This window comes from Ferriphaselus amnicola (assembly GCF_000974685.2).
Classification (GTDB): domain Bacteria; phylum Pseudomonadota; class Gammaproteobacteria; order Burkholderiales; family Gallionellaceae; genus Ferriphaselus; species Ferriphaselus amnicola.
Map to the genome: position 1 here is coordinate 1,518,097 of NZ_AP018738.1, position 24,776 is coordinate 1,542,872.

Here is a 24,776-nt window from a genome sequence, read left to right on the forward strand (position 1 = left end):
ACATTGCCAGAACCTAGATACTTTGTTATGGTGCTCCGCCATGAAACGTATCCGCCTGATCCTGCTGCTCGCTTTCGCCCTGCTGTTCGTACAGCAAGGCGGCTTGGCGCATGGCATCGCGCATACGCTGGCGGAGCAGCAGCAATCGTTGCCGCACGATGCACCGTGCGAGCTGTGCGCGGCTTACGCGCAACTTGGCAGCGCACCGATCAGCGTGCCGTCTCTGCCGCCGATACTGGCGCTGCGCGAAGCAGTCGCCCCCGCGCCGCACGTTGAATTCCGTTCCATCTCTGTACTTGCCGCCTCTGCGCGCGCACCGCCCGCCTCGCCCCTGATGTCCATCTGAACCGCGTCCCTGCTGGGGCACATCGTTTCATTTTTTCGGGGAATATCATGAAGCATTACCTATTGCTAGGCTTGGCCCTGTGCGCGCCACTCAATGCCGTCGCCGCCAGCGACGAAGAACTGCGCACCTTGCGCGATGAGTTAAAACAACTGAAAGAAAATTACCAGCAACGGCTGGAGCAACTTGAGTCGCGCTTGCAACAGGCCGAACAGCGAGCAGCCGAAATGCCCGTAGCCGCACCTGTGGCGCAGGTTCGCAGCGAGCCAGCGGCCAGCGCCTACAACCCCGCCATTTCGCTGATTCTGGCGGGAACCTACGGCAATCTGCAACTCGATCCCGCGATACCGCCCACCGGATTTGCCATGTCTGCGCACTCTCCTGCTTCGCAAGGATTCAATCTGGGTGAGTCCGAGTTGGGCTTCAGCGCCAGCATCGACCCACGCTTTCGCGGTGTCGCCACGCTGGCATTGGGCGCGGCAGGTGGCGTGTCGGTGGAGAACGCCTTTATTGACACCACGGCGCTGGGCAACGGGGTGAAGCTGCGCTTCGGCCGCTTCTTCTCCGGCTTGGGCTATTTGAATGAGGTTCACGCTCATGCTTGGGATTTCGTCGATCAACCGCTAGTCTATCGCTCTCTGTGGAACAACCAACTAGGCGAAGATGGCATCCAGCTCAAATGGCTGGCACCCACCGACACGTTTGTTGAACTGGGTGCCGAACTGGCGCGCGGTCGTGGTTTTCCCGGCTCGGATCGAACCAAGAACGGCTCCGGCGCGGGCGTGCTGTTCGCCCATGTCGGCGGCGATGTGGGCGCGAGTCACAACTGGCGCGTGGGGGCGTCGCTGCACCAGACGCAACAGAGTGACTGGCAAAGCGCGGGCGTGCCCGATCTGCTCGGCACACCGGGCGGCGTGACCGATGCGTTCACCGGTGACGTGCGCACTGGCGGCGTGGACTTCGTATGGAAGTACGCGCCCGACGGCAACAGTTCCAGCACCAGCCTCAAGCTGCAAGGCGAATATTTCCGCCGCCAGCAAAGCGGCTTGCTAAGTTACAACCTCGCCACCACTGACAGCTACGCCGTGACGCAAAGCGGCTGGTATCTGCAAGGCGTGTACAAGTTCATGCCGGAATGGCGCGTCGGTGTGCGCTACGACCAGCTCGATCCGGGTACGGCGACGGTGGGCGCGCTCAACGCCGCCAACGTCATCAGCAGTTACGGCTACACCCCGCGCCGCACCAGCGTGATGTTCGACTACAGCCCCAGTGAATTCTCGCGCCTGCGTCTGCAATTCGCTCGCGACCAGTCACGACTAGCGCTGCCGGACAACCAGATGTTCCTGCAATATTTAATGAGCTTGGGCGCACACGGCGCGCACGGCTACTAGGAGCCCAACATGAAAAGACTCTCTTTACTGCTTCTGGCGTGGGCATTGGCCCTGCCTGCCCAGGCGCTCAATATCTTCGCTTGCGAACCAGAGTGGGCGGCGCTGGCGCAGGAACTGGCGGGCGACAAGACCAGCATCTACAGCGCCACGGTCGGCACACAAGATCCGCATCGCGTCGAGGCCCGCCCTAGCCTGATCGCCAAAGCACGGCGTGCCGACCTGCGCATCTGCACCGGCGCGGAACTGGAAGTCGGCTGGTTGCCGGTGGTATTGCGTGAATCGGCCAATCCCGCCATCCAGCCCGGACAACTCGGCGCATTCGAGGCAGCGGCTTACGTCACCATGATGGATGTGCCGACCCGACTCGATCGTTCAGAAGGTGATGTCCATCCCGGTGGCAATCCGCACATCCAGCTCGACCCGCGCAACTATCTGCCCATCGCACAGGCGTTGGCGCAACGACTGGCGCAGCTCGACCCCGTTAATGCAGCGAGCTACCAACAGCGTCACGCCAGCTTCCATCAGAACTGGTTAGCCGCTATCGCCCGCTGGGAAAAACAGGCTGCACCACTGAAAGGCCAGCCCATCGCCGTGCAGCACAAAGGCTTTCCCTATCTGGAAAACTGGCTGGGGATGAAAGAAATCGTCGCTCTGGAACCCAAGCCCGGCATGGAGCCCAGCGCCGCACATCTCGCCACGGTACTGGGAAAATTGCAGACCCAGCCGGTGCGTATGGTGCTGCGCGCCGCCTACCAAAGCCCGCGTCCGTCCGAATGGCTGGCCGAACGCGCGCACATTCCATCGGTGGAATTGCCATTCACCGTGGGTGGTGATGGCGTGGCCAAGGACTTGTACGGGCTGTTCGACGATACGCTGACGCGCTTGCTGGCGGGGCTGAAATGACGCTCGACGACTGGAGCCTACTCTACCCCGCCCTGCTCGCCGGGCTGCTGGTGCTGACCACGCACATTCCGCTGGGGATGCGCGTACTGCAACGTGGCGTGATCTTTGCCGACCTCGCCATCGCCCAGATGGCTGGGCTGGGCGTGATCGCGGCGGGATTGTTCGAGTTGGAGCATTCACCTCTAGCGCTGCAACTGTGCGCCGTCGCCAGCGCCTTGCTGGGTGCTGCACTGTTAGCAGCACTGGAACGCTGGCCACTGGCCGCGCGCGAGGCGGGCATCGGCCTGCTGTTCGTGCTCGCCGCCAGCGGTGGCATCCTGCTGATGAGCCGCGACGTACACGCAGGCGAACATCTCAAGGACTTGCTGGTCGGGCAGATTCTTTGGGTCAACCACGGCCAGCTCACCGCCGTCGCTGTGCTTTCTGCCGTCGTCCTCGCCGCCTTGCGCACTTTTGGCGAGCGACTGGGACATTTCGGTTTCTACGCCCTGTTCGCCCTCGCCGTCACTGCCTCGGTGCAACTGGTCGGCGTGTATCTGGTATTCGCCAGCCTGATCGTCCCCGCACTGGCAACCCGCACTTTGATGCGAAACCGCCTAGTGATCGCCTTCGCCATCGGCAGCATCGGCTATGTGCTGGGCTTGTGGCTTTCGGTCTGGCAAGACCTACCGACGGGCGCGACCATCGTGTGGACGATGGCGCTGACCGGCGGTCTGGCTGCAATCCGCTATAATCCGCGCCATTCACCCGACTGATACGCACCATGACTGACCGTTACGCCGTGATCGGCCACCCCATCTCGCACAGCAAATCGCCGTTGATCCATAAGATGTTCGCCGAACAGACCGGTCAGGACATCAGCTACGAAGCCATCGAAGCCCCGCTGGACGGCTTCGCCGCGACCATCGAACGACTGCGTGCGGAGGGTTACAAAGGCTGCAATGTCACGGTGCCGTTCAAGTTTGAGGCATATCGTCTGGTCAGCTCGCAACAGCGAGCTAGGATCGAGGCCGAACTGGCAAAAGCAGTAAATACCTTGTCCTTTCTTGACGATAGTCAGATTTTTGGCGACAACACCGATGGCATCGGACTAGTACAGGACATCCAGCAGAATCTCAAGGTGGTGCTGAGTGGGAAGCGCGTATTACTGATGGGGGCAGGCGGCGCCGCTTACGGAGTTGCGCTCCCGCTACTGAATGCAGAAGCAAAGCTTGTGGTTGCCAATCGCACTGAAGACAAAGCTTTTGAGCTGGCATCGAGGTTTAACGCTGACCGCATCACGGGTTGCGGTTATGAAGCCCTGTCCGGTCAGCAATTCGATGTGGTCATTAACGCCACCTCCAGCGGTTTGTCCGACGAGTTGCCGCCGCTGCCCCCCGGCATTTTCGCCCCCGGCGCCTTGGCCTACGACATGATGTATGGCCGCGAGACGCCGTTCATGCGCTTCGCTCGCGAGCAAGGAGCTGCGCAGGTCGCCGACGGACTAGGAATGCTGGTCGAACAAGCCGCCGAGGCCTTCTACATCTGGTGCGGCGTGCGCCCTGACACTGTGCCGGTGCTGGCGGCGCTGCGGGGCTGAGATGCGTATTTGGTACTGGGTCTGGCGCCTCTTCGCGCTGCTGTTCCTGCTGTTGCTGGTCTATCAGTTGTGGATCTTCGCCCACGTCTGGTGGTGGCGCGACCACAATCCGTCCACCAGCGCCTTCATGGAAGACCGGCTGGAGATCATGCAGAACAAGAATCCCGACGCCGAACTGAAACACCAGTGGGTGCCTTATGCCAAGATATCCAACAATCTCAAGCGCGCGCTGATCGTTTCCGAGGATGCCAAGTTCGTGGATCACGAGGGCTTCGACTGGGACGGCATCGAGAAGGCCTACGAGAAGAATCTGAAGAAGGGCAAGATCGTCGCGGGCGGCTCGACCATCAGCCAGCAACTCGCCAAGAACCTGTTTCTGTCTGGGGCACGGTCACCCTTTCGCAAGCTGGAAGAGGCGGCGATCACGCTGATGCTGGAAAATATGATGAGCAAGCGGCGCATCTTGGAAATCTATTTGAACGTGATCGAATGGGGCAACGGCGTGTTCGGAGCGGAAGCGGCGGCGCGGCATTACTACCGCAGTAGCGCAGCCCAACTCGGCCCTGAACAGGCCGCTAGGCTCGCTGCGATGGTGCCGAACCCGCGCTATTACGACAAGCACCGCGAAGCAAAAGGATTGATGAAAAAGACCGGCATCATCCTCTCACGCATGCATCAGGCAGAGATTCCTTAGCACTCAGCACTCAAACAGCTTGAAGCCTACTTACCGATTCCTTCACCCTTGGAGGCTTGCGACATTGCGCCGGCTTCCATGACCAAAGTCACCATCACGGCGAGCAGGGTGGGCAGAATGGCGATGCGTGTCAGCGCTGTCCACAGGATGTGTTGCATCGATGCCTGCGTTGTCAGGCTGACCAACCAAGCTAGGAATATCAAGGTCGCCGACACTGCGTAGCCCGCCATCAACCACAGGCAGCGACGGAACGCCAATTGCCAATGCGCTGCGGCGTACGCTGAGTGAGTAGATGCTCGGCTACGCTTGTAGATATATGCGACAACGGACAAAGACAAGGTCAACGGCAGTAGTAATCCATACATGCCGATGTTGATAGCGATAGCCGCTGGGGTCATCAGCAGATCGAACATGAACACACTACTAATAAAGAGATTATGCGGCGCCTGCGCTAGCTTCTTTTCGGCATCATTCGCGGGATGAATCATACGACCTCCTGATCTGGTAATAGCTCTTCGGCGCACTATTTCGCCGCTCGCGCAGTATATCAGGATTTACTAATACTCATTTCCAACTGCCGGGCGAGGTACTCGGCTGCCTCATGGATGCCCGTGGGCTGCGCCACCCCAATCAGGGATGACGACCACAGCGTATGAAGTTGATCGGTCAGCGCGCCATTTTGCAAATGAGCATGCTCCACTTCCAGACACGGCACATGGCGTTCCAGCCACTCCACCAAATAGGGCGACTCTGGCCAATCTCGTCTAGCGGCATAAAGCACGGGAACACCCACGCAAGCGGCTTCGGCGAACGTACCGTAACCGGGCTTGGTCAGCACAGCATCGCATGAAGCCAGCAAGTCACTGAAGGACATCTCCAAAGTATCGAACGCGATGGTGTCGCTACGCTCGACACCCCAAGCAGCCGGTACTAGCCAGCGAACTCCACTCAGTCTAGGCCAGCGCTCCATCGGCAGACGAAACTCCATGCCCCCCATTGCCACGAGGACGCAGCGCTCCCCCCGTTCAAGTTGCAGTCTCTGCGCCAACTCTGCCCGCAGAGCTCGACCCGGCGTGGCGATGCAAGCAACGCTATGCAGATTGGGCAGATCGCTCATCGGCATCGCCGGCTGAATTCGCAAAAACGCCTCAGCTTGACCATAGGCATCGAGCATCTGGCGATGGATAACGTCACTACCCACCAGCCCGCGACAATAGTGGCGATAGATGTCAGCCCAATTCAGTGAGCACATCGCAACGGCGCGCACCCCTGCCACCTTGGCCGCCGCCAAAGACAGATACGGAACATTTGCGAGCAACAAATCGGGACTCAGTTCACGCATCGCCCGCGCCTCATGCGCCACTCGATCATCCCAGCCGGTGTGCCACGCTTTATAAGCCGCATGACTCGCCTCGACCTGAACCTCGATGGCACTGACCATCTTCATGCCAAAATCGAGCGTTAGTGGGATGTGCAGGAACTCGCACTGAAAACGCTGCGCCAGCAACGTAGGCGGAGCGCCGGTGCGCAGCGTGACTTTCAGATCGGGAATACGCCGCGCCAGCTCGTTGACTACCGGCGCGGTCTGACTGACATGACCGTAACCATGTGAGGAAATATCGACCAGAAGATGGGGCATATCGTCAGAAACAGCGGCGTGCTGTCACTGGTAAAACTTATAGTTGTTTCGCCCAGACTCTTTAGCCATATATAGCGCGGCATCAGCATGCTTAATCATTTCTTCGCCATCCTGCCCATGGTCGGGATAGAGGCTGATGCCGATACTGAACGTGACGATCAGTTCGCTCCCGCTGACTAGATGAGGCTCCGACATGGCCGTAATAATTTTATGCGCCACCCGCGCCACATCCTCTGCAGCCTCCACCTCCGTCAGCAGGACCAGGAACTCATCCCCACCTTGACGACAAACGGTATCCGTTTGACGGATGCAGGATAACAAGCGCTGCGCGACAGATTGGAGTAACTGGTCGCCCGCAAGATGCCCCATGGTGTCGTTGATAGTTTTGAATTTGTCTAGATCAAGGAACATCAAAGCGGCTCGTTTCCCACTACGTTGAGCGGCACGTAACTCTTGCCCTAAACGATCGGCAAATAACGCCCTATTAGGTAGCTTGGTCAATGAGTCGTAATGCGCAAGGAACTCGATCCTCTGTTCAGCTTCCTTGCGTTTGGTAATGTCTGAGAACAAGGCGATATAGTTGAGCACCTCACCCTTATGATTCTTCACCACGCCAATTGCCAACCACTGGGGATAGACCACCCCACTCTTCTTCCGATTCCATATTTCTCCGTGCCACTGCCCAGTGGTATCGATACTTGACCACATCTCACGGTAAAACGCGGCGGACTGCGTACCCGAACGTAGCAGCTTGGGATTGTTACCGATCGCCTCTTCTGCGGTATAGCCGGTGATGTCAGTAAACGCTGGATTGACCGCGACGATCCTACGATGCTCATCGGTGATCAAAATGCCCTCACCGCTACTGTGGAACATTCTACCGAATAGATCCAAGCGGGCATTCGCCTGCTGCAAGCTCTCCAGCAGCGCATTAAAGCTGCGCGCCATCTCGCCGATGTCTGCATTTCGCTCGTCCACATCCGCACGCCTAGAAAGGTCTTGCTCTCGCTGAATCTCCGCCATCGCCAACTGCAACTTTCGAACCGGCTGAGCGATATTCTTCACGATCAACACTCGCACAAACAACGAGATGATGATGGAAAGCACGATCTGGATAACAATGTGACCTAACCACAACCACTGCTTAATATTCTCCAGCTCAGCCTCTTCCCGCGACAAATCCACGATAACGCTGGCAGCACCGTTCACGCTACCCTCGGTCGTGTTATGGCAAGAAAGACAGTTGGTTCCCTTGAAGTTGGTGAGTGCGATGAAGGGCACGACCACGCGCAGCCGAGGTAAACCGCCATCGGCGTCCAAGCGTTTGAACTGCACTTTGCCCGTTCGCAGCACCTCACGATCCATCTCATCGACCGCCCGCTCTTCAGGCAACCCCGGCCCAAATTGCTCAACGACACTTTTACCACGAATGATGCGTAGCTCTTGAATGCCCTCCGATTGCTGCATCTTGCTTAACAACAACTGGCGATTCGCTGGATCCGATATCCCACCGGTCAGCATCAATAGGTTCATACCATTGATCAGCCCATCGGCGGTCTCATCGGCTCGCGCTTCTGCTGTTCGTGCAATTTCCGCCTCAAAGCGGGCGATCACCCACTCCATCGAAACCAGAAAAATAATGATCAGAGTACCCTGAATCAAAATGTGCAGCTTGGTCTGCACACCCAGAGAATTCCATCGCTTAATTGCAAGACCCAGCATATTTACCCCTTAAGCTGACATCCGAACATCGAATGAGAACCACTAAAGCTTGATGAAATGCTCACGGTAATGCTTCATTTCGTTGATAGATTCGTAAATGTCGGCCAACGCCTCGTGCTTGCCGTGTTTTTTCAATCCTTGTGCCACTTCCGGCTTCCAGCGACGGGCTAGTTCTTTGAGTGTGCTGACGTCGAGATTGCGATAGTGGAAATAGTCTTCTAATGCAGGCATCCAACGCGCCATGAAACGGCGATCTTGGCAAATGGAGTTGCCGCACATCGGCGAAGTCCGCGCGGGCACATACTCTTTAAGGAACGCCAGCATCTGCACTTCGACCTCAGCCTCGCTCAACGCGGAAGCCTTCACCTTATCGATCAGGCCTGATTTTCCGTGAGTGGACTTGTTCCAGTTATCCATACCATCCAGCACCGCGTCCGACTGATGCACTACCAGCACCGGCGCTTCGGCGACTGTTTCCAGATTGCCGTCAGTGATCACCATGGCGATCTCGATGATGCGGTCGTTTTCTGGGGAAAGACCGGTCATTTCCATATCCAGCCATATTAGATGATTCTGATTCTGTGCCATAATCTGCCGCCCTGAGTAAAAAATGTTCGGCGCGTATTGTGGCATAAGCCCATCCGCCGCGACCACGGAATTCCATGACTGCCTCCCAATTCTCGCTATTGTTTGTCATTGCCCTGCTGCTCACGACTGGCGCAAAACTATGGCTAGCACGCCGTCATCTGGCGCATGTCACCCGTAACCGCGCTGCGGTGCCCGTTGTTTTTCAGGAACGTATCACACTGGACGCCCACCAAAAGGCGGCCGACTACACCGCAGCCAAGACCCAACTTGCCCTGTTCGCCAGCAGTTTCGATGGTTTAGTGCTGCTCGCCTTCACCTTGGGCGGCGGCATCCAGTTCATTGCTGATTTCTGGCAAAGTCGATTCGACTCGCCCATCGCACTGGGCATGGCCATCATCGTTTCCGTGATGATGCTGACCTCTCTGTTGGAAATGCCGTTCGGTCTGTATCGCACCTTCGTCATCGAATCCCACTTCGGCTTCAACAAAATGACATTCGCGCTGTACTTGGTCGATGCCCTCAAAGGGACGCTGATCGGCGCTGTGCTCGGCCTGCCGCTGCTCTACGGCGTATTGTGGCTGATGGATCGCATGGGCGAAGACTGGTGGCTGTACGTATGGACGGTGTGGGTGACCTTTAACCTTTTGATCTTGTTCATCTACCCCAGCTTCATCGCACCACTGTTCAACAAGTTTCAGCCCATGCAGGACGAGGTGCTGAAATCACGCATCGAGGCGCTGCTAGCCAAGTGTGGATTCACCAGCAGCGGGCTATTCGTGATGGACGGCTCGCGCCGCAGCTCGCACGGCAACGCCTATTTCACCGGCTTCGGAAAAACCAAGCGCATCGTGTTCTTCGACACCTTGCTGCAACGCCTGTCGCCGTCCGAGATCGAGGCCGTTCTGGCACATGAACTCGGTCACTTCAAGCGCCGCCATGTGGTACAACGTATCGTGCTGACGTTCGCACTCAGCCTCGTCTTTTTGTGGGTATTGGCGCAACTGATGCACTCGGATTGGTTCTATCTGGGCTTGGGTGTCACCCCTTCGTCAAGCTCAGGACAGGCAGCCTCCACGGCGCTGGCATTGCTGCTGTTCTTCATGGTGATGCCGATGTTCAGCTTCTTGCTACACCCACTGTCTTCGGCTTTTTCACGCCGCCACGAGTTCCAGGCCGATGCTTACGCTGCTGCCCAGACTAATGCACGAGACCTCAGCAGCGCACTGGTCAAACTGTATCAGGACAACGCAGCCACGCTGACCCCCGACCCGCTCTACTCCACGTTCTACGATTCGCACCCGCCCGCGCTGGCACGCATCGCCCATCTACAAACCTTACAAGGAGAATCGATATGAGACTGCTCACCGCTTTGATGTTCATGGCTCTGGCAAGCACAGCAATAGCCAACCCCTTCCCCAATGGCAATGCCGACACCGGCAAAAAACTGTTCGACAAGAACAAGTGCTCCAGTTGCCACGTCGCCATGCTGGGCGGTGATGGCAGCGCGATCTTTACCCGTCCGAATCGCAAGGTCGGCACAGCGCAGCAGATGCTGACGCAGATGGAGGCCTGCTCTGCCGCTGCTGGCATCACGCTGTCGGCAGACGATAAGCAGCACCTCGGCGCTTACCTCAACCGTTATTACAACTTCAAGTGAGTCAGCCCATCCTCGGCCAGATCGTCGCCGCTTTCGGTCGCCAATATCTGGTCAAACTGCCGGATGGCGAAGCGATCGCCTGTGTGCCGCGCGGAAAAAAAAGTGAGGCCGTATGTGGCGATCAGGTCGAGATCCAGCGCACGGCGGCAGCCACGTCCGATCAATCCACCGGCTCGCAAGGGGTGATCGACCGCATCTTGCCTCGTACAAGTCTGCTGCATCGCTCCGATGCCTTCCGTGAAAAATTGATTGCCGCCAACGTGACGCAAATCGTCATCGTCGTCGCCAGCGAGCCCTCATTCAGCGACGAACTGCTAACGCGCTGCCTAATCGCCGCACAAGATCAAGACCTGAATGTACTGATCGTGCTCAACAAGTGTGACCTGGCCGAAGCAGCTGCAGCCGCTCGCGTCCGACTGGAGCCGTATCGCGCCATCGGCTATCGCATCGTGGAACTGACTGCGCTCGAAAACGCTGCACCGCTGCTACCGCTACTGCAAGGTCATCAAAGCGTACTAGTCGGTCAGTCCGGCATGGGAAAATCCACTCTTATCAACGCCCTGCTGCCGGATGCTCAAGCCGCCACTCGCGAGATCTCGACAGCGCTAGATTCCGGCAAGCACACAACCACCCACGCAAAGCTATACCGGCTGGATGCGCAGAGTAGCTTAATCGACTGTCCCGGCGTACAAGCGTTCGGCCTGCATCACTTGGACAAAACCGACATCGCGGCTGGATTCGTGGAGTTTTCGCCCTATCGTGGACAGTGCCGCTTCTATAACTGCCGTCATCAGACGGAACCGGGCTGTGCGCTGACCGAGGCGGTCAAGCAAGGAAAGATAGACGCGCGCCGCTTGCAGTTGTTTCAGAGCATCAGCGGCGCGCAGAGATAATCAGGACATGTAGCGCGCGTAAAGTTTCGCTAGCGCACTGGTGACGTGCATCGATGCACGCGAATATTCGCCCGTAGTCAGCATAATGCGAGCCTGTTCCTTATCGCCAGTGAGCGCCTCTCTCAACACATTGGCCGCACAGCGATGGAAGGTTGCGTGATCATCTCGCAATTTCAAGAACAACATACTGTCCTCATAGTTGCGGCCGCCTTCACCGTGGATCCACTTGCCCAACACGCACTGGTCGTCGCGCCCGATGACATCAGGATCTAGCTGTTCGGTGCTGGTACCGTCAATCACGGCTGACAAGCGCATCTTCCACTTCATGTGAGCATCGATCGCCGTCTTGAAGTTCAGGCCTCCGAACTCTTCCTTACCAGCATCGAACACCAACTCACCCGACATGTCAGAGCTTGCTGGATTCCCGCCACCGCCAAGTTTCTTCAACCAATCAAAAATACGCATCGCTATCCCCTCACCTCGTTGACCTCCGGCTCCTGAAGTTATCATTCAGGATTACTCCTAGTGAGTGTAAAGGTGAAGATTCCAGCGGTCAATCGTAATAGAGCGCGCACCCAGCCCCTCGCTATCGCGTAAAATCGCCAACCTTTGCTGCCGACGACGCTCACCTTGATTTCGCCTGAAAAACTTTCTAGCTTGTTCGACCCAGAGGGTGCGCTGGCAGCACACATCAGCGGCTTCCGCCCACGTGCGCAACAGCTCGAATTGGCGCAAGCCATCTTGTCTGCGATCCAGAGCAACGGTCAACTCATCGCCGAGGCAGGTACGGGTACTGGCAAGACTTTTGCCTACCTCGTCCCCGCATTATTGGCAGGCGGCAAGGTCATCATTTCCACCGGCACCAAGAACCTGCAAGACCAGCTATTCCAGAAAGACTTGCCCACAGTGCGCGATGCACTGCAAGCGCCGGTATCCGTGGCGCTGCTCAAAGGGCGATCCAACTACGTCTGCCATTACCATCTGGCGCGTGCCCAGTCGGATGGCCGATTCGCTACGCGCGAGGACGTGCGCCATCTGGGTAAGATCGCACAGTATGCGAAGATCACCCAATCCGGCGACAAGAGCGGATTGGCCGACGTGCCGGAGAACGCGCCAGTGTGGATGCAAGTCACCTCGACGCGCGATAACTGCCTAGGTCAGGAGTGCCCGCAGCATGAGGATTGTTTCGTGCTCAAGGCGCGCAAAGAAGCGATGAAGGCCGACGTGGTGGTGGTCAACCATCACCTATTCTTTGCCGATGTGATGCTACGCGACGAAGGCGTGGCGGAACTCCTGCCCGCCTGCAACACCGTCATCTTCGATGAGGCGCACCAGCTACCGGAAACCGCAAGTCTGTTCTTCGGTGAAAGCATCTCAACCTCGCAACTGATGGACTTGGCACGCGATGCTCGGCTGGAAGCCGCAACCTCAGCCAAGGACTTTTTACCGTTGCCGCTGGCCGCCGACGCACTGGACAAAGCCGCGCGCGATTTGCGACTGGTATTCAAAAAAGAAGGTCGTCTAGCCGCCATCGCCACGGAAAGTTTCAAGGACTTTTCGCCCGCACTGAAAACACTGAACGAAAAACTGAACCATCTCGCCGGACTGCTGGAAAAACAAGCCGAGCGCAGCGAAGGTCTGGAGAGTTGCTGGCAACGCGCACAAGCTTTGGCGCAGCAACTGAAGCAATGGCAAGACGGCGACGTGCCTGACAAGGTGCGCTGGCTGGAGATCTTCCACCACTCCATGCAGCTCAACACTACGCCGCTTTCGATCGCCGAAATCTTCGCCAAGCAGATCGATGGCCATCCGCGCGCGTGGATCTTCACCTCGGCCACACTGGCGGTGAAGCAGGATTTCGGTCATTACCAAGCCGAGATGGGTTTGCTGGAAGCGCGTACCGAGTGCTGGGACAGCCCGTTCAATTATCAGGAACAAGCGCTGCTCTACGTACCGCCAGCCCTGCCGGAGCCGAACAGCGAAGGCTACACCGAGGCGGTGGTACAAGCCGCCCTGCCCTTGATCGAAGCCAGCAAGGGACGTGCATTCCTGCTATTCACTAGCCTGCGTGCCATGCAGCGCGCCTACGAAATCTTGGTCGCCGAGTTTGACCGCAAAAATCTGAAATACCCACTGATGATGCAAGGAGATGGCTCGCGCAACGAGCTGTTGTCGCGCTTCCGCGAGCATGGCAATGCGGTGCTGCTGGGCAGCCAATCGTTCTGGGAGGGCGTAGATGTGCGCGGCGAAGCGCTGTCACTGGTGGTGATCGACAAGCTGCCGTTCGCGCCGCCGGACGATCCGGTATTGGCAGCGCGCATCGCGGAGCTGAACAAGCAAGGTCGCAACGCCTTCATGGAGTACCAGTTGCCGCGCACCGTGATCAACCTCAAGCAAGGTGCTGGGCGCTTGATCCGCGACGAAACGGATCGCGGCGTACTGATGATCTGCGACCCGCGCTTGATCTCAAAACACTACGGCAAGCGCATCTGGCAAAGCCTGCCACCTTTCAAGCGCACGCGAGAAGAAGCCGTGGCTGTGGCATTTTTTGATGTACCGAATTGAGATCAGGCAATGTTGCCGTGCTCGCTCTGCCAGACCCTAATCCAGTCCAACACCTGCTCGCCCGGCATGGGTCGGGCGATGCCGAACCCTTGAGCAAAATCACAGCCTAGTTCCAACAGCTTGGCGGCGTGTTCCGCCGTTTCCACCCCTTCGGCTACCACCTTGCGTCTAAACACCTTGGCCAATTGTATGATGCCACCGATGATGGCTTGGTCTTCGCTATCGTGCAGCATATCGCGTACAAAACTTTGATCGACCTTGAGCGTGCTCACCGGTAGTTTCTTTAGATAAGCCAAGGATGAGTAACCCGTACCAAAGTCATCGAGCGCAAACGTAATGCCCAAACTATCCACTGTGTTGCGAATAATCTGAGCACCCCGAATGATCTCCAATGCTGCGGTTTCCAATATCTCCATTTCGATGGAGATCGCTGGCACATCAGGATAGCGTGCCAGTATCTCGCGGATATGCTCGACGAACTCGGCTTGCTGCATCTGCCGGGCCGCCACATTGACACTCACTGGAATGGTAAATCCAGCGAGCTGCCATTGCCTAATCTGCGCCAGAGCGTGATCCAGCACCCACTCTCCGACTTCGACGATCAGATCTGTCGATTCAACCAAGGGTAAGAATTCATAAGGTCCGACTAGGCCACGCTCTGGATGTTGCCAGCGCAATAGTGCTTCCATACCAATCACTTCGCCGCTGCGCAGACTAACTTTGGGTTGGTAGTACAAACAGAATTCCTGATTATGAAGCGCCTCTTTGACTCGCTCCTGCTCACGGTAACGTTGCTGAATCTGATGATCCAGCTTATTGTCATAAAGGTGGAAGCGATTACGACCGCGCTGTTTGGCTTCATACATCGCCGCGTCTGCGTGACGCAACAAAGCATCACCATCGGCCTCGTCCAATGGAAAAACGGTCAGACCGATACTGGCCGACACCGTCAGCTCCAGATTCTGCACCGTGAAAGGTAAGGCCACCGCCTTCAGGATACGATCCACTGCTGGCTCGACCTCGTTCAGGTCGCGCAAACTTGAAAGCAAAATGATGAACTCGTCGCCACCTATGCGTGCCACCGTATCACCCGCCCGCACCGCCTCACCCAATCTACCCGCCATCGCCACCAGCAGATCATCCCCTACGTTATGGCCATAACGATCATTGATCGGCTTAAAATCATCCAGATCCATAAAGCAGACCGCCAACAAACTGTCATTCCGCCTAACCTGCGCCATGCCCTGTTGTAAGCGATCAAGCATCAACGAACGGTTGGGTAGGTGAGTGAGCACATCGAAGTTAGCCAGATTCACCAATCGCTCCTCGGCCCGCTTCAAATTGACGTGAATCGCAACGCGGGCGCAAACGATGGGGAGGCTGAACGGCTTGGTGATGTAGTCCACTGCGCCAACCTGGAACCCCAACTCCTGATCGCGATTGGAAGTCTTGGCGGTGACGAAGATCACTGGAATGTGACTACTGAGTGGATTCTCCTTGATTCTCCGGCACACTTCATAACCATTCATGTCAGGCATCATCACATCCAGCAGAATGATATCCGGAGGCATTTTTTCGATCAGTGCCAGCGCTTCACTGCCCGAGGTAGCAAACTGAACGTCGAAATCACGCTCCAATGCCTCACTCAGAATTTCAATGTTAAGCGGCAGATCGTCAACCACCAACACTCGCGCCCGCACGGTTACCAAGTTTTCCACGCTCACTCACCGCCCATCTGTCTTAGCAGGGCATCGAGTTTGAACGATGCTTCACGGAACTTCAACTGTCTCGCCAACCCTGCAATTTCGGCCAACGGTGCAGCCTGTGGCGCTCCTGCCAATTGGCCAGCCAGCGTTTCAGCTAACGGCCTCGCCTTGACCCGATTTTGCGCCAACAAGCTTTCCAGTTCACGCAACTGAGGCAACAGCATGTCCAGTGCCACGGCCTGAGATGCAGGCATACCAGCCGAGTTTCTAGCCTCGCTCTGCGTAAAGGCATTGATAGCGCGCGACACAACTGTCAGTTCATGCTCAAACTCCGCACGCGAATCCGTTTGATCCGCATCCAGCTCAGCTTCAAACAGTGTACAAATACGCTGAAGTTTCTTCGCGCCTATGGTTCCGGCCAAGCCCTTGAGCGTGTGAATCAGCCGCATGGCCGCACTAAAGTCTTCCGCATGAAGTAGCTGTTCGAGCTTGGTATGAGCACCCGAAAAGTCTTCGTGGCAACTGAGCAAGACGGTACGCATGAGCGCCCAACCACCGCCCATTTGTTCGACCGCACTCGCTAGCTCCAGCGGTGACAACTCAAACGGGCGCTCTGATAGATCCGCATGTGCCTCAACCGAGGCCACTGCCCTAACCTCGGGGGTGATCCACTTCACTAGGACGTGCACAAGTTTGGCGAAATCAATAGGCTTGGCAATGTGATCATTCATCCCTGCCGCAATCGTGGCATCTTTATCATGCGTCATCGCGGCCGCCGTCATTGCCAGAATCGGCAGATCACGATTTTTCACTTCGGCTCGAATTTGTCGCGTAGCCTCAAAACCATCCATCAATGGCATCTGCAAATCCATCAATACCGCGCTGTAATGCCCACCTAACGCAATCATATCGACCGCTTCCTGACCATTATTGGCAATATCCAGCGTCACGCCTAACCGTTCCAAAAACCCACGCGCAACCAGTTGATTAGTTAGATTATCCTCTACCAATAAAACATGCGCGCCGCGAATCGGCGCGGCCTGTTCTATCGGCCATAGATTACTCTGGCGCCGCTCATGAGCGAGATGGCTAGCTGCCTGAGCTCGCGCGCCGACCACGGCCTCGAACAAGCGCGAAGGAGTCACCGGCTTGTCCAAAATGGCATCCGTCTGCACTTCAGATGCCATCTCAACCATATCCTCGTGATCGTGTGCCGTCACCATAATGACGATGGGCGCGTGAATGATGTCGCCGCGTGCCACCTGCTGCTGGACACACCGGATCATCTCAAGGCCATCCATCCCCGGCATCTTCCAGTCCACCAGCAGCAAATTGAACGGCGTCACCGCATGAGCCAGCTCTCGCAAGCCTTCTTCGGCCCCATGAGCAACCGACACCAGCGCCCCCCAAGACTCCAAAATATGACTGAGCGAAACTAGCGCAGCATCACAGTCATCGACCACCAAGGCCTTCATTCCAGCGAAATCTGCTGGAATCCGGCGGCGCGGATTGGCTTCTACAAGCCTGACCGACACCGAGAAATTGAACGTACTCCCCTGCCCCAGCGCACTGATCACGCTGATCTCTCCGCCCATCAGGGCAACCAACCGCCGGCAGATCGTCAACCCCAGCCCACTACCGCCGTATTGCCGGGTGATCGAGCTGTCTGCCTGAGTGAACGCATGGAACAAACGAGACAGTTGCTCTTCACTCATGCCGATACCAGTGTCACGCACCGAAAAATGTAACCGCATCCGCTGCCCATCCTGCCGCTCACCTCGAATGCCGACCTGAATCTCTCCGTGCTCAGTGAATTTAAGGGCGTTGCCCACCAGATTGCTGAGCACTTGCGATAAACGTAGCGAGTCGCCAATGTATGTCGTCGGCAGATCGGTTGCCTCGTCAAACACTAACTCGATCCCCTTCTGCTCGGCGCGCAAGGCAAATAGGTTCGCCGTGGTATCTAGCAATTCATCCAGATCAAACATTACTTGCTCGATTTCAAGCTTTCCCGCCTCGATGCGAGAAAAATCCAAAATGTCATTGATGATGCCGAGCAAACCTTGTGATGAGCTCTGAATCTTGCCTAAGTAGTCGCGCTGCTTGGCGCTCAGCTCCATATCAAGCAACAACTGACTCAGACCAATGACAGCATTCATCGGCGTACGGATCTCATGGCTCATATTGGCGAGGAACTCGCTCTTGGCTCGGCTGGCCGCTTCCGCCGCCAGAGTCGCAGCTTTCAATGCTTCGGTGCGCTCCTCTACTTTGCTCTCCAGCAAGATCGCCTCTTGTCGGAGTTGATCGGTAATGCGGAAACGATCTTGATTGACAATCAGGGCAAGCAGAGAGGTAACCACTAGCACCGAGGTGAACAGTTGGAGCAACACCAACGACTCCGTAGCCGAAGAAGATGCGAACGGTCCATGGCCGTGGGTCGTTCCCCAGATCACCGCTGCCATCATCGCCGCATTGAGAAAACTGCAACTAGCGGGACCGAATCTGAATGCCCCCCACAATAGGAATGGCAGCAGCAAGAATGTCAAAGATGATTGAGGTAAGGTGAACCAACCGTTGAAAACGGCCCAAGTCAAACCAATGGCAGAAATGAACAGCAATGTAAACTCGACCCATCTCGATGCGCGCCACTGTTGCCAATCCGGTCGATACCAACTCAGTAGCAAAGGAGCGACGATTAAGGTTCCCCCTAGGTCACCCACGCTCCAGTTGAGCATGACATCACCGAATACGTCCAAAGGGATCAGACCAGACAACCACAAAGCAAGCACGCCTAGAAAAGCGTTATGCAGACTACCTACTGCCGCCGCCGCAAAAAAGGCGAAGAGGTTACGTACTGAGCTGAACAGATCATCGGAGGTCATCCAGCGTGGCGCCAAATAGCACACGGCCGCACCTTCCAGTACATTGCCACTGGCAATCATCAGGTGCTTCCACAGCTCACCCGGCATGAAGAAATAGCCAAGCAGCAACTCACCTAGAAAGATACCGGGTAGCGCACCGTAGCCCAGTCGCAGCGATAATGCCATCACTAGACCGGCAGGCAACCAGAACGGAGAAGCAGTCCCTCCAATGGTACCTAAACCGATACATATTTTCCCCAGCACTACGTAGGCCAGCGCTGTCGCCAACCAAACCAGCCATCGCCGAGTACCTTCTGGTCTCACCATGCTTAAACCATCCTGAGTCTATAGGTGGAATTCGACATTCATCATTGGAGTAGATGCCCGAGTACCGACACCCGGCTGATTACCAAACTTATTGTGCCAATACTCATATCCGGGGCCGATCCACAGCGTGTTCTTGCTACCGAACCACGAACTGACATCCGCCATCACAAACACTCGCATCAGTAACTCATCACGGGTATCACTACCGAAACCATCTTTACCTTTAGGGCCACTGTAATCAAGAAATCCTTTGAATTCCAGCGGCAATGCAGATTCGTCGAATTTGATATTCCAAACCGCCCCTAAGAGCGGTGCAGCAGCGAAACTCACGTCCTTGCCCATGATACCGTTGTGATTCCACTCTTGTTGAAGATATACGCCGACATCAAGGAAACCCGGCACAGCGAAACTGAGTGTCGGGCCGACTCTCAGCTTGTGAGGACGTGCAGCAAAAGTATCATCTTTGCTGCCCCAGTCTGCCCCCAGCGTCAATCCGACATCGCGCAAGGCACCGATGGCAAAGCTCCGGCCACTTATCGCAGAAAGACTCAGCTTATGGCGATAAACGCCATAGAACTCCGTCGCCCCACGTGAACTATTCGCAGCAGGATCATTCAAGTCTGACCGCAACACGTCCACGCTCAGGAAGTTACTACCATACGTGTAGCCACTGGCATGGGTGTACGAGAAGATATGTTTAGAAATTGCCGGGGTGAGCGTCGGCTCAGAGAATGCGGAGCCATAACGGTAGCCCAGATAGTTATCGTTCCAAGTCAACGCCTGCACCGAGCTTGTACAACACACTCCGCCAAGCAGCAGCCATTGAATCAGCCCCCGTTTAGCCACTTTTCGCATGTCCCCTCTCCTGTTCGCATTGGTTGGCATAAAGCTATCGGAGCAACAGGAACAATCTTAAGAGTTAATCTTGCATTATGCGTCGTGATATATTCAAATACGTCACACCCGTCACCAAGGCGAAGTCATGAACGAGAAGATTCTGCAACTACTGGATGGCCGCGAGGAGCATTATCCGCACGTGCTGGAACAAGAGTACCCCCGCATCCTAGCCAAGATACTCGAGCTTTGGGACTCTAATGATGCAGAAGCCTACTTCAATGAACTACTTATCGATGATCGTGGTGACCGCGCAGGGTTTCCACCCAAGGCAGCGTCGGAGATCATCCACCTCAGCCTAATCCACTCTAGGCAGCTCACGCCGACTCAACCGAGGATCGACCCGTGGGAAAGTGCTGCCCCCATCAGCAAAGCCGTGGTCGAACGCAACGGCAATCTCTTCGCAAACCAGACCTTGCTGGATGCCGCAGAGTCCGGCGACTTAGATGTCATGCACCATCTATTGCAAGACGGTAAAGAAAATCTGAACTCGACAGATTCGCGCCATTGGACGCCATTGATAGTCGCCGCGTTCAATGGGCATGATTTGGTCACGCGGATGCTGCTGGAATTCGGCGCAGATCCTGCGGCACAAGATAAGTCAGGCTATACCGCCCTGCACTGGGCTGCGTACAACGGTCAATCACGCACAGTGAAACTGCTGCTACATGAAAATGCCGACATCAACGCACGTAGCCTGTCAGGCTGGACACCGTTAATGCAAGCAGCCACGCGCGGGCATCTGGGCGTGGCCATTCTGCTAGTGGATCGTGGTGCGGATGTAAACCTGAGCAGTCAGGACGGATCTACCGCCTTACTCAAGGCAGCAGCTAACGGCCACATTGACATCGTTAAGCTCCTGCTCGACAAGGGCGCCGACACAACAATCCAACTCAAGGACGGTAGCACCGCCTTATCGCTAGCCAGCAAGAATGGGCACCACGGGATCGCGGCTCTACTTCAATCCTTATCATAATCAGGAGTTCGTAGCCTCGTACCAGCCACGACTACGATTCACTAGATAGACCACTGATCGCATCACCGGCATATGTCAGTTGTGACTTCGTCGAGATATGCGATGCCGATCCCAACGTCGCATCCCCGCCTTTTCCATCTCGACCGCACCGAACACCAGCCCCCCAAACAGCAGAATGCGCCACCAAGCGGCAGACTCAATGGCCGCGGTACCGAACAGATGCTGCATCAGCGGCGCGTAGGTGAACAATAATTGCAACAATACGACGATAACAATAGACAGCACAACCGGTCTGGATTGAGTAAAGCTAATCACACCGAACGATGACTCAAACAAGTGGCGGCAATTGAACAGATAGAATATCTCGCCCATGACCAATGCATTAACTGCTACGGTACGCGCCTCCTCAAGGCTGGCTCCACGCCCCAACTCCCAAAGAAAGAAACCCACGCCGCCCAACACCATCAGCGCAGACACCAGTACGATCCGCCAAAGCAAGAAGTGATCAAGCAACGGCGCACGCGGATCCTGCGGAGCACGGCACATCACACCACGTTCTGAAGACTCAAAGGCCAGCGCAAGCGACAAAGTAATCGCGGTCACCATGTTTACCCACAGAATCTGTACCGGAGTAATCGGCAAGGTCAACCCCATGAGAATGGCCGCGACAATGACCGCCGCCTCTCCGCCGCTAGTGGGCAAGATGAATACGATGGACTTCTTAAGGTTGTCATAAATAGTGCGCCCCTCCTCCACGGCCGCCGCAATGGAGGCGAAATTATCGTCGGCCAGCACCATTTCGGCAGCTTCCTTGGCTGCTTCGGTGCCTTTCCCACCCATCGCCACCCCGACATCGGCACGCTTGAGCGCAGGAGCATCGTTCACGCCGTCGCCGGTCATCGCCACCACTTCGCCGTTAGCCTGCATAGCTGTCACCAGACGCAACTTGTGTTCGGGGCTGGACCGTGCGAACACATCCACATCGCGTACGGCTTGGCGCAACGCCTCATCGTCCATCGCATCGAGTTCGACACCGGTCAATGCCAGACCGTTGCCGATGCCTAGTTGGGCGGCGATGGCGCGCGCAGTGTCGGCATGGTCGCCGGTGATCATCTTCACGCGGATACCCGCAGCCTTGCAGTCGCGCACGGCTGAGATCGCCTCCTCGCGCGGCGGGTCACTGATGCCAACCATGCCCAACAACGTGAATCCCCCTTCCACATCAGCGAACCGCAATTCACGCTGGTCAACTTCTACAGATTTCATCGCCAAGGCCAGCACGCGCTGTCCGCGTGCGCCGGTCTCGGCCATCTGCGCATGCCAGTAGGGCAAGTCCAGTGTCACATCTTCGCCGCTGCCGCGCTGCTGGTTGCACATCGCCAGCACTTGCTCCACCGCCCCCTTCACGAAAATAAAAGCGTGTCCGCTATGGTCGTGGTGCAGGGTAGCCATGAAGCGGTGCTCTGACTCGAAGGGGATGTGGTCGGTACGCGGAAGCTCTTCATGTTCGAGAGCAGCATCCAATCCGGCTTTCAAAGCCAGCGGGATGAGTGCACCTTCGGTCGGATCTCCCGCGATGTGCCAATGCCCTTCACCTTCGTTCAGGGCGGCATCATTGCAGAGCAGTCCTGCACGGAATAGGTCCAGCGTATCGGGATGTTCGGTGAAATCGGTCTCTTTTCCATCAATAGCAAAGCCACCATGTGGTGCATAACCGATACCGCTCACTTCAAATATGCTTGAAGCCGTGATCACGCGCTGCACGGTCATTTCGTTCTTGGTCAACGTACCGGTCTTGTCGCTACAGATGGTCGTCACCGCACCCAAGGATTCCACCGCAGGTAAACGCCTGACGATCGCACTGCGTTTTGCCATGCGCTGCACGCCGAGCGCAAGCGTGATGGTCAGCACGGCGGGAAGTCCTTCTGGGATCGCGGCCACCGCTAGACCGACCGCGGCAAAGAACATATCGGACCAGTTGTAGCCATGCACCCAAACGCCGAAAGCAAACGTCAATCCCGCCAGCAGTAAGATGGTGGTCGTGAGTTGTTTGCCGAAATGCGTCATCTGCCGCAATAACGGGGTTTCCAGCACACCCACCCCGGCGATCAGGCTGCTGATGTGACCAATCTCGGTGGCAGTACCAATGGCGACGACTACACCGCGCGCTTGGCCATACACTACTAGTGTGCCGGAATACGCCATGCATGCCCGTTCACCCAGCACCGTCTGCGGATCCACAGCGGCAACTCCCTTCTCCACCGGTTCGGACTCACCGGTGAGTGTAGCCTCCTCAATCCGCAACTGACGCACCTCGACCAAGCGCAGATCGGCAGGCACCTTGTCACCGGAAGCCAGCAACACGATGTCGCCCGTCACCAACTGGTGCGCCGGAACCTCCTGACGCCGCCCGCCGCGCAGCACCGTTGCATTCAGCGACAACATGTTGCGGATCGCGTCCAGTGCTCGCTCGGCACGCCCCTCCTGAATGACCCCGATGAGGGCATTGATGAACACTACGCTGACGATCACCCCACAATCGACCCAGTGGTCGAGCAAGGCGGTGATCGTTGCGGCCCCAAGTAGCAGGTAGATCAGCACATTGTGGAATTGCCGAGAGAAGCGCCGTAGCCAGCCATCGCGCGAGGCTACCGGCAAGCGGTTGTGGCCAAAACGCTCTAATCGACGCGTAGCCTCGTCCGGCTCCAGGCCGGTGTGTGTCGAGGACAACGACGCAATTGTCTCGGCAGCTGAGCGAGCGTGCCAATCATTGTTCGTCATAATAGGTGCGCCATACTCAACACTATTCTTCCGGTATTTAAGCATTGCGGCTTCGCCCGTAGAACCATTTGAGCATAAAGGGCGGGGAAACAGTGGTGAGTGCAATTACGATGAGTAATGCCGCATATAGCTCACCGCTCAAAATAGCCTGACTGAATCCTAGTTGCGCAAAAATCAACCCAACTTCACCTCTCGGGATCATCGACAGTCCGATGGCAATTTGGTGCTGACGAGATTCGCGAATGAAAAAACCTGAAGCAAACTTTCCAAGCAAGGCAACCATCAACAATAGCCCAGCCAATTGCCAGATGAATGCCTCCCCCCAATCCACCGTACTCAGGTTGAGCGACACACCAACCATCACAAAAAATAACGGTGAAAACGTATGGATTAGAGGACGCATCTGTTCCTCAAGGCGATGTGCCAATTTCGGGCTGGGCTTGAATTCAATCATCTGACCTTTGCCCATCCACAGCCTGAAGCCAAAATGCTGACTGAATGCCAATCCAGCCGCAAATCCTCCCATGATTTCTGGCGCACCAACCGCATGCGCCAACCAAGAAAATAGCAAAATCAGTGACAGCGCCATAGTCAGTAACAACCCTGGCGTAGCGGCGCGCTGATCAAAGTGGTCAATCACCATCGAGGCCAGCTTCGCCACCAACGGTGCCAGCAGCATGAACAGCAAAATGTAGAGCCCAACCTCACCTATCGCCTGAATCGATACCTGCTTTTCCACTGCAAACTGGTACAACATTGCAAGTGCAAGCACGCCCAGAATATCATCCAGCACTGCCGCGCCAATCACGATCTGCGCCTCGTCTGACTGGCGCTTACCGAGATCATCCAGCACGCGTACCGTGATACCGATGCTGGTGGCCGTCAACGTTCCACCAATGAACAGCGCAGTCAACTCGGGCAGTCCGAACAGTAAAGCGCTTACCCCATACCCCAGCACAAACGGCAGTATAAATCCGAGTAGCGCCACCACCACCGGCTTGCTTCCAGATCGCGCCAATCGTGATAGGTCGGTATCCATCCCCACTTCGAATAAAAGCAGGATGATGCCGATCTCGGCCAGTAATTTCATGGTGGTGTCGGGTGCCACCCAACCGAGCAGCGAAGGGCCGATTAGCAAGCCAGCTAGCAGCTCTCCGATCACCGATGGAATACCGAAGCGCGCAACAGTCTCGGACAGCAGGCGCGCAGCGATTAAAATGATTGCAAGAAAGAGAAAGAATTGATGCAGCTCCATGG

The 24,776-nt window shown here is 56.5% G+C and carries 21 protein-coding genes; 11 read left to right on the forward strand and 10 right to left on the reverse strand.

The annotated features are described in order from the left end of the window. The first annotated feature begins 40 nt into the window (after positions 1-40). The 6 genes from OYT1_RS07540 to mtgA are packed head-to-tail and all read left to right on the forward strand — an operon-like array spanning position 41 to position 4,910. Positions 41-346: a hypothetical protein gene (locus OYT1_RS07540; RefSeq protein ID WP_062627453.1), complete on the forward strand. Its 306-nt coding sequence runs from the start codon at positions 41-43 to the stop codon at positions 344-346. Between the two features lie 47 nt (positions 347-393). Continuing rightward, on the forward strand, positions 394-1,734 hold the full coding sequence (locus OYT1_RS07545; RefSeq protein ID WP_062627454.1) for a carbohydrate porin: 1,341 nt from the start codon (positions 394-396) through the stop codon (positions 1,732-1,734). Between the two features lie 9 nt (positions 1,735-1,743). After that, entirely contained in the window at positions 1,744-2,637 is an 894-nt protein-coding gene (locus OYT1_RS07550; protein WP_062627455.1) for a metal ABC transporter substrate-binding protein, read from the forward strand. Further along, positions 2,634-3,392, forward strand: a complete 759-nt coding sequence (locus OYT1_RS07555; protein WP_062627456.1) for a metal ABC transporter permease — start codon at positions 2,634-2,636, stop codon at positions 3,390-3,392. The genes OYT1_RS07550 and OYT1_RS07555 overlap by 4 nt, the downstream gene beginning before the upstream one ends. Positions 3,393-3,400: 8 nt before the next feature. Next, complete coding sequence (aroE, locus tag OYT1_RS07560) at positions 3,401-4,216, forward strand: shikimate dehydrogenase (protein ID WP_062627457.1); 816 nt, start codon at positions 3,401-3,403, stop codon at positions 4,214-4,216. A 1-nt stretch (position 4,217) separates the two neighbouring features. Beyond that, positions 4,218-4,910 carry a monofunctional biosynthetic peptidoglycan transglycosylase gene (gene mtgA, locus OYT1_RS07565; RefSeq protein ID WP_062627458.1) on the forward strand — a complete coding sequence of 231 codons (693 nt, stop codon included), beginning with the start codon at positions 4,218-4,220 and terminating at the stop codon, positions 4,908-4,910. Between the two features lie 26 nt (positions 4,911-4,936). On the opposite strand, the gene OYT1_RS07570 is transcribed toward mtgA, so the two are convergent. The 4 genes from OYT1_RS07570 to orn are packed head-to-tail and all read right to left on the reverse strand — an operon-like array spanning position 4,937 to position 8,859. Beyond that, positions 4,937-5,398 carry a hypothetical protein gene (locus tag OYT1_RS07570; protein WP_062627459.1) on the reverse strand — a complete coding sequence of 154 codons (462 nt, stop codon included), beginning with the start codon at positions 5,396-5,398 and terminating at the stop codon, positions 4,937-4,939. 59 nt (positions 5,399-5,457) lie between these two features. Next, the gene (locus tag OYT1_RS07575) at positions 5,458-6,549 is read right to left on the reverse strand and encodes a hypothetical protein (RefSeq protein ID WP_062627460.1); all 1,092 of its coding nucleotides are present in this window, start codon (positions 6,547-6,549) and stop codon (positions 5,458-5,460) included. A 24-nt stretch (positions 6,550-6,573) separates the two neighbouring features. After that, a complete protein-coding gene (locus tag OYT1_RS07580; protein WP_088178234.1) occupies positions 6,574-8,271 on the reverse strand; it encodes a diguanylate cyclase domain-containing protein in 1,698 nt (565 codons plus the stop codon). 42 nt (positions 8,272-8,313) lie between these two features. Continuing rightward, on the reverse strand, positions 8,314-8,859 hold the full coding sequence (orn, locus tag OYT1_RS07585) for an oligoribonuclease (RefSeq protein ID WP_062627461.1): 546 nt from the start codon (positions 8,857-8,859) through the stop codon (positions 8,314-8,316). Between the two features lie 74 nt (positions 8,860-8,933). On the opposite strand from orn, the gene OYT1_RS07590 reads away from it, so the two are divergent. The 3 genes from OYT1_RS07590 to rsgA are packed head-to-tail and all read left to right on the forward strand — an operon-like array spanning position 8,934 to position 11,409. Continuing rightward, positions 8,934-10,214 carry a M48 family metallopeptidase gene (locus OYT1_RS07590; protein WP_062627462.1) on the forward strand — a complete coding sequence of 427 codons (1,281 nt, stop codon included), beginning with the start codon at positions 8,934-8,936 and terminating at the stop codon, positions 10,212-10,214. Continuing rightward, positions 10,211-10,516, forward strand: a complete 306-nt coding sequence (locus tag OYT1_RS07595) for a c-type cytochrome (RefSeq protein ID WP_062627463.1) — start codon at positions 10,211-10,213, stop codon at positions 10,514-10,516. Before OYT1_RS07590 ends, OYT1_RS07595 begins: the two co-directional genes overlap by 4 nt. Further along, positions 10,513-11,409 carry a ribosome small subunit-dependent GTPase A gene (gene rsgA / locus OYT1_RS07600; protein WP_062627464.1) on the forward strand — a complete coding sequence of 299 codons (897 nt, stop codon included), beginning with the start codon at positions 10,513-10,515 and terminating at the stop codon, positions 11,407-11,409. The genes OYT1_RS07595 and rsgA overlap by 4 nt, the downstream gene beginning before the upstream one ends. Here rsgA and OYT1_RS07605 read toward each other — a convergent pair whose 3' ends face one another. Further along, positions 11,410-11,874 carry a CZB domain-containing protein gene (locus OYT1_RS07605; RefSeq protein WP_062627465.1) on the reverse strand — a complete coding sequence of 155 codons (465 nt, stop codon included), beginning with the start codon at positions 11,872-11,874 and terminating at the stop codon, positions 11,410-11,412. 168 nt (positions 11,875-12,042) lie between these two features. Between OYT1_RS07605 and OYT1_RS07610 the strand changes: the two genes are divergently transcribed. Then, a complete protein-coding gene (locus OYT1_RS07610; protein ID WP_062627491.1) occupies positions 12,043-13,974 on the forward strand; it encodes an ATP-dependent DNA helicase in 1,932 nt (643 codons plus the stop codon). A 2-nt stretch (positions 13,975-13,976) separates the two neighbouring features. On the opposite strand, the gene OYT1_RS07615 is transcribed toward OYT1_RS07610, so the two are convergent. Genes OYT1_RS07615 through OYT1_RS07625 form a run of 3 tightly spaced genes read right to left on the reverse strand, consistent with a single transcriptional unit; the run spans position 13,977 to position 19,723 of the window. Beyond that, a complete protein-coding gene (locus OYT1_RS07615) occupies positions 13,977-15,692 on the reverse strand; it encodes a two-component system response regulator (RefSeq protein WP_062627466.1) in 1,716 nt (571 codons plus the stop codon). A 2-nt stretch (positions 15,693-15,694) separates the two neighbouring features. Next, positions 15,695-18,868 (reverse strand): response regulator, encoded by a 3,174-nt coding sequence (locus OYT1_RS07620; RefSeq protein ID WP_084612065.1) that lies wholly within the window; start codon positions 18,866-18,868, stop codon positions 15,695-15,697. A gap of 18 nt (positions 18,869-18,886) precedes the next feature. Beyond that, entirely contained in the window at positions 18,887-19,723 is an 837-nt protein-coding gene (locus OYT1_RS07625; RefSeq protein ID WP_062627468.1) for a hypothetical protein, read from the reverse strand. A 127-nt stretch (positions 19,724-19,850) separates the two neighbouring features. On the opposite strand from OYT1_RS07625, the gene OYT1_RS07630 reads away from it, so the two are divergent. After that, on the forward strand, positions 19,851-20,738 hold the full coding sequence (locus OYT1_RS07630) for an ankyrin repeat domain-containing protein (RefSeq protein ID WP_062627469.1): 888 nt from the start codon (positions 19,851-19,853) through the stop codon (positions 20,736-20,738). A gap of 75 nt (positions 20,739-20,813) precedes the next feature. On the opposite strand, the gene OYT1_RS07635 is transcribed toward OYT1_RS07630, so the two are convergent. Together OYT1_RS07635 and OYT1_RS07640 are read right to left on the reverse strand one after the other, a co-directional pair. Continuing rightward, positions 20,814-23,519: a cation-transporting P-type ATPase gene (locus OYT1_RS07635; protein WP_062627470.1), complete on the reverse strand. Its 2,706-nt coding sequence runs from the start codon at positions 23,517-23,519 to the stop codon at positions 20,814-20,816. 37 nt (positions 23,520-23,556) lie between these two features. Next, positions 23,557-24,774, reverse strand: a complete 1,218-nt coding sequence (locus OYT1_RS07640) for a cation:proton antiporter (protein WP_062627471.1) — start codon at positions 24,772-24,774, stop codon at positions 23,557-23,559. Positions 24,775-24,776: the final 2 nt, after the last annotated feature.

Excerpts from the sequence above, each read along its gene's own strand:
- OYT1_RS07540 (WP_062627453.1), top strand. The coding sequence starts at position 41 with ATGAAACGTATCCGCCTGATCCTGCTGCTCGCTTTCGCCCTGCTGTTC.
- OYT1_RS07545 (WP_062627454.1), top strand. The coding sequence starts at position 394 with ATGAAGCATTACCTATTGCTAGGCTTGGCCCTGTGCGCGCCACTCAAT.
- OYT1_RS07550 (WP_062627455.1), top strand. The coding sequence starts at position 1,744 with ATGAAAAGACTCTCTTTACTGCTTCTGGCGTGGGCATTGGCCCTGCCT.
- OYT1_RS07555 (WP_062627456.1), top strand. The coding sequence starts at position 2,634 with ATGACGCTCGACGACTGGAGCCTACTCTACCCCGCCCTGCTCGCCGGG.
- aroE (WP_062627457.1), top strand. The coding sequence starts at position 3,401 with ATGACTGACCGTTACGCCGTGATCGGCCACCCCATCTCGCACAGCAAA.
- mtgA (WP_062627458.1), top strand. The coding sequence starts at position 4,218 with ATGCGTATTTGGTACTGGGTCTGGCGCCTCTTCGCGCTGCTGTTCCTG.
- OYT1_RS07570 (WP_062627459.1), bottom strand. The coding sequence starts at position 5,398 with ATGATTCATCCCGCGAATGATGCCGAAAAGAAGCTAGCGCAGGCGCCG.
- OYT1_RS07575 (WP_062627460.1), bottom strand. The coding sequence starts at position 6,549 with ATGCCCCATCTTCTGGTCGATATTTCCTCACATGGTTACGGTCATGTC.
- OYT1_RS07580 (WP_088178234.1), bottom strand. The coding sequence starts at position 8,271 with ATGCTGGGTCTTGCAATTAAGCGATGGAATTCTCTGGGTGTGCAGACC.
- orn (WP_062627461.1), bottom strand. The coding sequence starts at position 8,859 with ATGGCACAGAATCAGAATCATCTAATATGGCTGGATATGGAAATGACC.
- OYT1_RS07590 (WP_062627462.1), top strand. The coding sequence starts at position 8,934 with ATGACTGCCTCCCAATTCTCGCTATTGTTTGTCATTGCCCTGCTGCTC.
- OYT1_RS07595 (WP_062627463.1), top strand. The coding sequence starts at position 10,211 with ATGAGACTGCTCACCGCTTTGATGTTCATGGCTCTGGCAAGCACAGCA.
- OYT1_RS07605 (WP_062627465.1), bottom strand. The coding sequence starts at position 11,874 with ATGCGTATTTTTGATTGGTTGAAGAAACTTGGCGGTGGCGGGAATCCA.
- OYT1_RS07620 (WP_084612065.1), bottom strand. The coding sequence starts at position 18,868 with ATGGTGAGACCAGAAGGTACTCGGCGATGGCTGGTTTGGTTGGCGACA.
- OYT1_RS07625 (WP_062627468.1), bottom strand. The coding sequence starts at position 19,723 with ATGCGAAAAGTGGCTAAACGGGGGCTGATTCAATGGCTGCTGCTTGGC.
- OYT1_RS07630 (WP_062627469.1), top strand. The coding sequence starts at position 19,851 with ATGAACGAGAAGATTCTGCAACTACTGGATGGCCGCGAGGAGCATTAT.
- OYT1_RS07635 (WP_062627470.1), bottom strand. The coding sequence starts at position 23,519 with ATGACGAACAATGATTGGCACGCTCGCTCAGCTGCCGAGACAATTGCG.
- OYT1_RS07640 (WP_062627471.1), bottom strand. The coding sequence starts at position 24,774 with ATGGAGCTGCATCAATTCTTTCTCTTTCTTGCAATCATTTTAATCGCT.